The sequence below is a fragment of the Hydrogenophaga sp. GW456-12-10-14-TSB4 genome, from assembly GCF_059424305.1.
The window spans coordinates 62935-72782 of sequence record NZ_JBWKZH010000027.1; the positions used below are offsets into that span (position 1 = coordinate 62935).

Annotated in this window: 7 protein-coding genes; 2 read left to right on the forward strand and 5 right to left on the reverse strand. The window is 69.4% G+C overall.

The features are described from left to right. Positions 1 to 15 precede the first annotated feature (15 nt). The 3 genes from AC07ZS_RS14850 to AC07ZS_RS14860 are packed head-to-tail and all read right to left on the reverse strand — an operon-like array spanning position 16 to position 3699. Positions 16 to 1020 (reverse strand): ABC transporter permease, encoded by a 1005-nt coding sequence (locus tag AC07ZS_RS14850; protein ID WP_494799305.1) that lies wholly within the window; start codon positions 1018 to 1020, stop codon positions 16 to 18. Beyond that, complete coding sequence (locus AC07ZS_RS14855) at positions 1001 to 2503, reverse strand: sugar ABC transporter ATP-binding protein (protein WP_494799315.1); 1503 nt, start codon at positions 2501 to 2503, stop codon at positions 1001 to 1003. The genes AC07ZS_RS14850 and AC07ZS_RS14855 overlap by 20 nt, the downstream gene beginning before the upstream one ends. Continuing rightward, the gene (locus AC07ZS_RS14860) at positions 2503 to 3699 is read right to left on the reverse strand and encodes an ROK family transcriptional regulator (protein WP_494799306.1); all 1197 of its coding nucleotides are present in this window, start codon (positions 3697 to 3699) and stop codon (positions 2503 to 2505) included. The genes AC07ZS_RS14855 and AC07ZS_RS14860 overlap by 1 nt, the downstream gene beginning before the upstream one ends. Positions 3700 to 3893: 194 nt before the next feature. On the opposite strand from AC07ZS_RS14860, the gene AC07ZS_RS14865 reads away from it, so the two are divergent. Continuing rightward, positions 3894 to 5318 (forward strand): hypothetical protein, encoded by a 1425-nt coding sequence (locus AC07ZS_RS14865; protein ID WP_494799307.1) that lies wholly within the window; start codon positions 3894 to 3896, stop codon positions 5316 to 5318. Here AC07ZS_RS14865 and xdhB read toward each other — a convergent pair. Together xdhB and xdhA are read right to left on the reverse strand one after the other, a co-directional pair. Next, positions 5315 to 7630, reverse strand: coding sequence for a xanthine dehydrogenase molybdopterin binding subunit (gene xdhB / locus AC07ZS_RS14870; RefSeq protein ID WP_494799308.1), 2316 nt, complete (start codon positions 7628 to 7630; stop codon positions 5315 to 5317). The two genes, AC07ZS_RS14865 and xdhB, sit on opposite strands and share 4 nt — an antisense overlap. After that, on the reverse strand, positions 7627 to 9126 hold the full coding sequence (gene xdhA / locus AC07ZS_RS14875; RefSeq protein ID WP_494799309.1) for a xanthine dehydrogenase small subunit: 1500 nt from the start codon (positions 9124 to 9126) through the stop codon (positions 7627 to 7629). The genes xdhB and xdhA overlap by 4 nt, the downstream gene beginning before the upstream one ends. Before the next feature lie 94 nt (positions 9127 to 9220). Here xdhA and AC07ZS_RS14880 point away from each other — a divergent pair. Further along, the coding region (locus AC07ZS_RS14880; protein ID WP_494799310.1) for a LysR family transcriptional regulator at positions 9221 to 9848 on the forward strand (628 nt) is incomplete at its 3' end.

Below are 9848 nucleotides of genomic sequence, written 5' to 3' on the forward strand. Positions count from 1 at the left end.
GGCTTGGGCGTGCCTTCAGGGACGCCGCCGCTGCATGAATGCGACGGCGATGATCACGAAGCCCTGCACCGCCGCGTTGAGGTACACGCTGATGATGCTGGTGAGGTTGAGGATGTTGCTGATGACCGAGAGCAGGATGGCGCCGATCACGGTGCCGCCGATGCTGCCGGCGCCGCCGCGCAGCGCGGTGCCGCCGACGATCACGGCGGCGATGGCTTCGAGTTCCCACAGCAGGCCGGTGGTGGGCGAGGCCGAGCCCAGGCGCGGCACATACAGCAGCGTGGCGATGCCCACGCACACGCCGAGCAAGGTGTAGGTGAGCACCTTGATGCGGTCCACGTCCACGGCGGCGTAGCGCGCCACCTGCTCGTTGGAGCCGATCGCCTGCACGTAGCGGCCATAGGCGGTGCGGTTGAGCAACAGGGCGCCGGCGAGCGCGACCAGCACGAAGATCCACACCGGGACGGGCACGCCCAGCAGGCTGCCGTAGTACACCGGGCCGTAGGCGTCGGCCAGCGCGTTGTCGAGCGCGAGCGCGCCGCCGTCGGCGAAGTAGGTGAGGTAGGCGCGGAAGATGCCCAGCGTGCCCAGGGTGACGATGAAGGGCTCGATGCGCCCGCGCGTGACGAGCAGGCCGTGCGCCAGGCCGAACAGCGCGCCCAGCAGCACGGCGGCGGCCATGCCGACCATCACCACCGCCACTGGCGGCCAGCCCAGCGGGGCAATCCTGTTCATGAGCAGGATCACCACGCCGGCGATCAGGGCGGCCATGGAGCCGACCGAGAGGTCGATGCCGCCCGAGATGATCACGAAGCACATGCCGACGGCGATGATGCCGATGAAGGCGGTGCGCGTGAGCACGTTCATGGCGTTGTCCACGGTGGCGAATTCGCGGTTGAGCAGCGTGCCAGCGATGCACAGCAGCACCAGGCCGAGCAGCGGGCCCAGCGTGGGCAGGCGCCAGGCGCGGCCGACGGCCTGGGCGGGGGCCGGGGAGGCCTCAGTGCGTTCCGGTGGCATGGGCGATGAGCTCCTGTTCGTTGAGGTCGGCGGCCGAGAGCGTGGCCTGCAGGCGGCCCGAGCGCATCACCGCGACGCGGTGGCACAGGCCGATGAGTTCCATGAGTTCGGACGAGATCACGACCACCGCGCGGCCGCTGGCGGCCAGGCGCTGGATGAGGGCGTAGATGTCGCGCTTGGCGCCGATGTCCACGCCGCGCGTGGGCTCGTCGAGCACCACCACGCGCGGGTCCGGGTGCAGCACCTTGGCCAGCGCGAGCTTCTGCTGGTTGCCGCCCGAGAGCGAACCGGCCGGCACGTCGAGCGAGCCGGTGCGGATGCCGAACTCGCGCACCGCCTGCGCCAGCGCGGCGACTTCGCTCGCGGGCTGCAGCCAGGGGCGGGCGTGGCGCTGCAGCGCCATCAGCGTGAGGTTTTCGCGCAGGCCGAAGCGCACGTGCAGGCCGCGGCCCTTGCGATCTTCGCTCAGGTAGGTGAGGCCGGCGTTGGCCGCCTCGCGCGGCGAGCGCGGCAGCAGCGCGCGCCCGGCCACCTGCACCGCCTGCGCGCGGCGCTCGCGCAGGCCCAGCAGGCCCTCGAAGAGCTCGGTGCGGCCCGCGCCCACCAGGCCGGCGAAGCCGAACACCTCGCCCGCGCGCACCTCGAAGCTCACGTCCTGCGCCCAGCCGGGCACGCTCAGGGCCCGCACCGAAAGCAGCACCGGCGCGTCGGCCGGCACCTCGGTGCGCGGCGGGTAGAGGTCGGCGAGTTCGCGGCCCACCATCAGGTTCGCCATCTGAGCGCGCGTGAGCGTGGCCGTGGCCTGCTGCGCCACCAGGCGGCCGTCGCGCATCACGATCACCTCTTCGGTGATGCGCTCCACCTCGTCGAGCTTGTGCGAGATGAAGACGACGGTCACGCCATCGGCCTGCAGGCGCGCCACCAGCTCGAACAGCCGGCCGGTCTCGCCCGGCGTGAGCGTGGCGGTGGGCTCGTCCATGATGAGCACGCGCGCATGGCGCGACAGTGCCTTGGCGATTTCCACCAGTTGGCGCTCGGCCACGATGAGGTCGCGCACGCGGGTGTCGGGGTGGACCTTGGCCAGGCCCACGTCGTCGAGCACGCGGCGCGCGGTGGCGCGCATGGCGCTGTCGTCGAGCCAGAAGCCGTGCCGCTTTTTCTCGTGGCCCAGGAAGATGTTCTGGGCCACCGTGAGGTCTTCGGCCAGGTTGAATTCCTGGTGGATCAGCACGATGCCTTCGGCCTCGGCCGCGCGCGGGCCGTCGAACCGCACGGCGCGGCCGTTCACCTGCAGCGCGCCTTCGCTGGGCTGCTCGTAGCCCGCGAGGATCTTCATGAGGGTGGACTTGCCCGCGCCGTTCTCGCCCAGCAGGCCGTAGACGCGGCCGGGCTCGAAGGCCAGGTCCACCCCGTGCAGCACCTGCACCGGGCCGAAGCGCTTGACGATGCCGCGCAGCTCGATGCGAACGCCGGCGCCCGCCATCACGCCTGCTCCATCTGCCGCAGGCTTTCCTGCATGGCCAGCACGCCGGCGCCGATGAGGCCGGCGCGCTCGCCCAGCGGCGTGTACTGGATCTCCAGGTGCCGCGTGGAGAGCGCGAGCGAGCGGTGGTACACGCTCTGGCGCACGGCGGCCAGGAACAGCGGCCCCACGCGCGTGACGCCGCCGCCGATGAACACGTGCGAGGGGTTGAAGAAGTTCACCACCGAGGCGAGCATCTGCCCCACCAGCGCGCCCGAGCGCTGCACCACCTGGTTGGCCGCCATGTCGCCCGCGCGGCTGGCCTCGGCCACGTCCTGCAGGCGCAGCGCGCCGCGCTCGGCCAGCCTGCGCGCCAGCAGGGGGCTCTGACCGGCCTGGGCCGCCTCGGTGGCCATGCGCGCGATCGCGGGCCCGGCGGCCAGCGTCTCCACGCAGCCCAGGTTGCCGCAGTGGCAGCGCGGGCCGTCGGGCACCACGCAGATGTGGCCCACGTCGCCGGCCGAACCATTGGCGCCGCGGTAGACCTGGCCCTGGCAGACGATGCCGCAGCCCACGCCGGTGCCCACCTTCACCACCAGGAAGTTGGGCAGGCTGCGCTGCATGCGCCAGAGCTCGCCCAGGGCCATCACGTTGACGTCGTTGTCCACGAAGACGGGCGCGCTGAAGTCAGCGGCCAGGTCGTCGCGGATGGAGTAGCCGTCCCACAGCGGCATGAGCGGCGGGCTCACCAGCTGGCCGCTGTCGAAGTCCACCGGGCCGGGCAGGCCGATGCCGATGCCGATCACCTGGCGCGGCGCCACGCCGCAGCGCGCCAGCAGCTCGTGCATGAGCACGCGGATGCGCGAGAGCACCGGGCCGGGGCCGTCGTGCACGTCGGCCGGTTCGCTGTGGTGGGCCATCACGGTCAGGTCGGGGCTGAGGATGCCGACCTCCAGGCCGGTGGCGCCCACGGCCACGCCGATGAGCACGCCCAGGCTGCGGCTCAGGCGCAGGGTGTCGGCGCGGCGCCCGCCGGTGGGCACCTGCTCGCCGGTCTGCTCCAGCAGGCCCTGTTCGAGCAGCTCGGCCACCGCGGCGTTGGCGCGGGTCTTGGAAAACGAGGCCGCAGCGGCCAGGGCGTCGCGCGAGATGCCGCTGGCCCAGAACACGTGGTCCAGCACGGTGCGCTCACCGGTTTTCAGGCCTTTCCAGTTCAAGATGCTTGTCTCCGTTGGTGTGCCGTCGTCGGGCGCGGCACTGGAGACGCATGCTATGCGGTCGAATTCGACCCGACAAGATCAAACTTAGACCTGAATCGGGTCAATTTGCCGAACCGCGCCACGGGTACTGCCACTTACAGGCTTTTCGGCGCGTTCTTCAACGCCTCGGAACATGACCCGCACAACACCAAATGACCATCCCGTCCCGTCCTTCGGCTCCCGTCTTTCACGCTTATGGCAACCTGAATCCAAACGACCTGGCGACCCGATTCGATCGCATGTGCGAGCAGCACCGGCTGCCCGAAGACTGGCTTGCGCTCAAGAGGGAGGTTGGACTCCTGCTTCTGGGGCAGCAACCGGATTTCACTTTGCTGCAGGAGCTCCAGCGCCAATATCAAATGGAGCCCCGCAACCTTCGCGGATACTTCAAAGGGGATGCCGGCCTGATCCGGCGACTCCTGGATGCACTGGACGAGCTGGACCTGGAGTTGGAGGACTTGCATGGCCCACATGACCACAGGCGCCTGCAGCAGGAGGTGGATGAGGTGCTGGCGATGCTCAGGGGGCGGCCGGATCATTTTCACACCTGGGGTGATGCGCTGGCGATCGCGTTTTCCAACCTGCTGGGCTACATCGCGGGCGCGGCCGCACAAACCGCCATCGAGCATGCGTTCTGCGACGACGGTGGTGAGCTGCCCTACGGAAAGCGCGTGGCCGCGGAGCTGGCCAATCGGACGGTGCAACACCTGGTGCGGTTTGGTCTGCGGGACGCGGTCGTGCCTGCCATCAAGCAGTGCCTGGGTCTGAAAACGCTCAGAGCGCCCGACCTGCTCCATCAGTGGATCTTGATGGTGGCCCTCGTGGTGTGTGCGTTCGACCAACTGGGCCTGGTGTTGTCCAGCCAGTTGCCCTCCGTCCGCAAGAGCGGGCTCCGCCAACTCCCCGACGTTTGGGACACCAGTCTTCAGAGCGGGCTGTTCTCCGCCACCGATCTTCTGGCCTGGCTGACGATCGGTTATCTCACCCAGGGGCTGTTCAAGAGCTGGTACCAGCACGATCCGATGCCCTTTGTCAGCTTGCACACCAAGGCCATCACGCACGGTGCCCAGGTCGTTGGTGAGGGCCTGCTGTTGCCCGCCTGGAAGAACGGCCGACCTGGCCTGTCGCCCAACCATCTGTGCCAACCCGGCACGGAGCCGGTGGAATTCCACAGCTTTGTCGTGCTGTTTGATGGCATCGAGGTCGGTACCTTCTGGCTGATGATCTGGATTCTGGGCCTCATGGATCGGCATGAGGTGGCCCCACTGACCGGGGTGGTGGAGCCCTCCGTGAGCAACAGGCTGGTGTCGATACGGCTGAATGGAAGCGAGCGGCAGCGCTCTGTGCAACAGGCGGGCCGGTATTCCCAGTGCTCAGGGCGCCGTTCGCTTGAACTGCCCTCTGTGCCGCTGGATGTCTCCCTCCACGTCAACGGTCAGCCGGTGTCGGGAAACGAAGGCGAGGGCGAAAACCTCGACGATGACGAAAGCGATCAGCCTAACCTCATGGTGGTCCCCGTCTTGAAGATTCGCGCTACCCCCTTCGCGGTGGAACAAGGGCCGCTGTCTTCCGTTTAAGCCCCGACCGCCCGCAACACCTCTTCGGCCGTGCCCGGCGCGTTCATCGCCCCGGGCCGCCCGCCCGCCTGGGCCACCGCGTCGCGCAGCGCCTCGAACACGCTGATCGCCAGCATGAAGGGCGGCTCGCCCACGGCCTTGCTGCCGTGCACGTTGTCCTCGCGGTTGGCCTCGGGCCAGAGTTCGACCTTGAAGTGCTCGGGGATGTCGCCGGTGGCCGGGATCTTGTAGGTGCTGGGCGCGTGGGTCGCCAGGTAGCCCTTGTCGTTCCACACCAGCTGCTCGGTGGTGAGCCAGCCCATGCCCTGCACGAAGCCGCCCTCGATCTGGCCGATGTCGATCGCCGGGTTGATGCTGTGGCCGACGTCGTGGAGGATGTCCACCTTGAGCACGCGGCTCTCGCCGGTGAGCGTGTCGATGGCCACCTCGGTGACCGCCGCGCCGTAGGCGAAGTAGTAGAACGGCCGGCCGGTGAGGGTGGTCTTGTCGTAGTGGATCTTGGGCGTTCGGTAGAAGCCGTCGCTCCAGAGCTGGATGCGGTTGGCATAGGCCGCGTGCACCACGTCCTCGAACGAGCGCGTGGTCGTCGGCGTGATCACCTGGCCGCTCTCGAAGCGCACCGCGCCCGCGCCGCAGCCGTCCAGCCCGGCGACGAAGGCCGCGAGGTTGTCGCGCACGTGGCGCGCAGCGAATTGCGCGGCGCGGCCGTTGAGGTCGGTGCCGCTGGAGGCGGCGGTGGCGCTGGCGTTGGGCACCTTGCTGGTGTCCGAGGCGGTGGAGAGCACGCGCTCGAAGGGCACGCCCAGCTCGTCGGCCACGATGGCGGCCACCTTGGTGTTGAGGCCCTGGCCCATCTCGGTGCCGCCGTGGTTCACCTGCACGCTGCCGTCCGTGTACACGTGTACCAGCGCGCCGGCCTGGTTGAACAGGGTGGCGGTGAAGCTGATGCCGAATTTCACCGGCGTGAGCGAGATGCCTTTTTTGATGACCGGGCTGTTCGCGTTCCAGGCCGCGATCTGCCCGCGCCGCTCGCGGTACCGACTGGTCTGCGCCAGCGTGGTCATGAGCGGTTCGAGGATGTTGTCCTCCACCGCCATCTGGTAGTGCGTGACGTTGCGGCTGTCGATGCCGTAGAGGTTGCGCAGGCGCACGTCCAGCGGGTCCATGCCGAGTGCCTGGGCGATGTCGCTCAGGATGCGCTCGATCACGATCACGCCCTGCGGGCCGCCGAAGCCGCGGAAGGCGGTGTGGCTCTGGGTGTTGGTCTTGCAGCGGTAGCTGGAGATCGTCACGTCTTCCAGGAAGTAGGCGTTGTCGGCGTGGAAGATCGCGCGGTCGGCCACCGGGCCGGAGAGGTCGGCGCTGAAGCCGCAGTTGGCCAGCATCTCCAGGTCGAGCCCGCTGAGGAGACCAGTGTCGTCGAAGCCCACGCGGTAGTGGTAGGCGAAGGGGTGGCGCTTGCCGGTGATCATGAAGTCGTCGTCGCGGTCCAGCCGCAGCTTGACCGGGCGCTGCAGCTTGCGCGAGGCCACGGCGGCCCAGACCGCCAGGTGGCCGGCCTGCGTTTCCTTGCCGCCGAAGCCACCGCCCATGCGCCGGCATTCCACCGTCACCGCGTGGTTGTCGATGCCCAGGGCGTGCGACACCCAGTGCTGCACTTCGCCCGGGTGCTGGGTGCTGGAGTAGACCCACCACTGGTTCTGCTCCAGCGGCAGCACGTAGGCGATCTGGCCTTCCAGGTAGAAGTGTTCCTGGCCACCGACCTCGAAGGTGCCTTCCAGCTGGTGGGGTGCGCGCGCCAGGGCCGCCGCCGCGTCGCCGCGCTTCACGTGCACCGGGGGCAGCACATAGCTGGCCTGGGCGTGGGCCTGGTGCACCGAGAGGACGGCGGGCAGGGGTTCGATGTCGAGTTTGACGAGGCGCGCGGCGCGGCGCGCGGTCATCACGTCGTCGGCCACGACCACGGCCACCACCTGGCCGGTGAACTGCACCGTCTCGCTGGCGAACACGGGTTCGTCGTGCGCGAAGGCGGCCAGCGTGGGGTCGCCAGGGATGTCGGCGGCGCCGAACACGCCGCGCACGCCGGGCACGGCCAGGGCGGCCGAGGCGTCCACGCCGCGCAGCTTGCCGTGCGGCACGGGGGAGCAGACCGGGGCGGCGTGCAGTGTGCCGCGCACCTCGGGGATGTCGTCGATGTAGGTGGCGCCGCCGGCCACCTGGGCGCGCGCGCTTTCATGGAAGCGCGAGACGCCGGCGGCGCGCGGGCCGGCCTTGGCCGTGGCGAGCAGCTGGAGTTGGTCGGGAGCGTTCATGCCAGTGCCTCCAGCGTTGCCGCGTTGAGGGTTTCCAGGTTGATGTGCTGCAGGCCCTGGCTTTCGAGCCAGAAGCGCTGCAGCAGGTTGCCCAGCACGGCCTGCCGGTAGGCGGCGCTGGCGCGCATGTCGGAGATGGGCTGGAACTCGGCGCGCAGCGCGGCCACGCCGGCTTTCACCGTCTCGGCCGTCCAGGGCCGGCCGCGCAGGGCGGCCTCGGTCTGGCGCGCGCGCGCCGGTGTGGCGGCCACGCCGCCGGCGCCGATGGACACCTGCGCCACCACGCCGTCGGTCACGGTCATCTGGATCGCCAGGCAGACGGCGGAGATGTCGTCGTCGAAGCGCTTGCTGATCTTGTAGGCCTTGAAGGTCTCCCCGGCCGTGGGGCGGGGCACCTTGATCCAGGCCAGCAGTTCGTCGGGCCGCATCACGTTGGTGCGGTAGCCGGTGTAGAGGTCTTCCAGCCGCAGCTCGCGGTGGGCGACGGCGCCGCGCTTCGCGTCCCAGCGCATCAGCACCACGCTGGCGCCCAGGCCGATCAGCAGGGGCATGGAGTCGCCGATGGGCGAGCCGTTGGCCACGTTGCCGCCCAGGGTGCCGGAGTTGCGCACCGGCAGGCCGGCGAAGCGCTGGGCGAAGGTCTGGAGCTGGGGGCGGTCTTTCACCAGGGCGGCGTAGGCCTCGGTCAGGGTGACGGCGGCGCCGATGGCGATGTGGTGGGGGTAGTCTTCCACCCGGCGCAGCTCGCGCACGGCGGTCACGTCCAGCACCTGATCGAAGCGCTTGTGCATCTTGGTGACCCACAGGCCGACGTCGGTGCAGCCGGCGACCACCTGGGCCCGGGGGTGGGCGGCGCGCTGCCGCAGCAGCTCGGCCAGCCGGGTCGGGCGCAGGTAGGTGGTGCCGTCCTCCTTGTTCTTCCTGAGTGCCTGGAGCGCCGCCACGGTGGCGGCCTCGTTGACGCCGCAGCCCTCGGGCAGGGGGAGGTCACCCATCTGCTGCGCGGCGTCCAGAATGGGGCGGTAGCCGGTGCAGCGGCACAGGTTGCCGGAGAGGTCGGCCTGCGCCTGGGCGCGGTCGATGCCTTGACCGCCATCCGTGTTCTGGTACATGCCGAAGAGGCTCATGACAAAACCTGGGGTGCAGAAACCGCACTGGCTGCCGTGGCACTGCACCATGGCTTCCTGGGCCGGGTGCAGCTCGCCGCTCTCGTTGGCCAGGTCTTCCACGGTCCAGACCGCCAGGCCGTCGACCGAGTGCGCCAGCCGGATGCAGCTGTTGATGGCCTTGTATTCCAGCCGGCCGTCCATCGCCTCGCCCAGCACCACGGTGCAGGCGCCGCAGTCGCCTTCGCCGCAGCCCTCCTTGGTGCCGGTGCAGTGCAGGTCTTCGCGCAGCACTTCCAGCAGGGTGCGGTCGGGGGCCACGTGGCGCAGCGTCACGGGCTGGCCGCGGCGCAGGATGGTCAGGGTTTGTGCGGATATTTCGGTGCTCATGCGTGCCAGCATAGCGCTGCCCCCTTGGCACAACATATGCTCGGACATATGTCCAAAATGCCCAAAACACCATTCAGTCGCATATGACAAGGGTATGAAATACATGTCCATGTTCGACAAGATTGACCTGCACCTGATCCGCGTGCTGCACACCGTGCTCACCGAGCGCAGTGTCTCGCGCGCGGCGATCCGCCTGGGCATGTACCAGCCGGCGGTCAGTGCGGCGCTCAAGCGCCTGCGCGAAATGGCCGGCGATCCCCTTCTGGTGCGCTCGGGTTCGGGCATGGTGCCCACGGAGGCCGGCCTGCGCATGATCGAGCCGGCGGCCGACATCCTGCGCAGCGCCGAGGTGCTGTTCTCCGACGCCCGCAGCTTCGACCCCGCCACCGCGCGCCACCGTTTCAGCCTGGCCGCCAGCGACTACATGGACCCGCAGTTCCTGCCGCAGCTGGTGTCCCAGATCAAGAGCCAGGCACCGAACAGCCTGATCGACATCCACCCGCTGTCGCGCGACTCCGACTACCGCAACCACCTGGCCCAGGGCGACGTGGACGTGGTGATCGGCAACTGGTCACAGCCGCCCGACGACCTGCACCTGGGCCGCCTGTTCGGCGACGAGGTGGTCTGCCTGGTCTCCAGCCAGCACCCGGCGGTGCGCCGGGGCTGGGACGTGGACGCCTGGCTGGGCGCCGAGCACATCGCGCCCACGCCCACCCACCCCC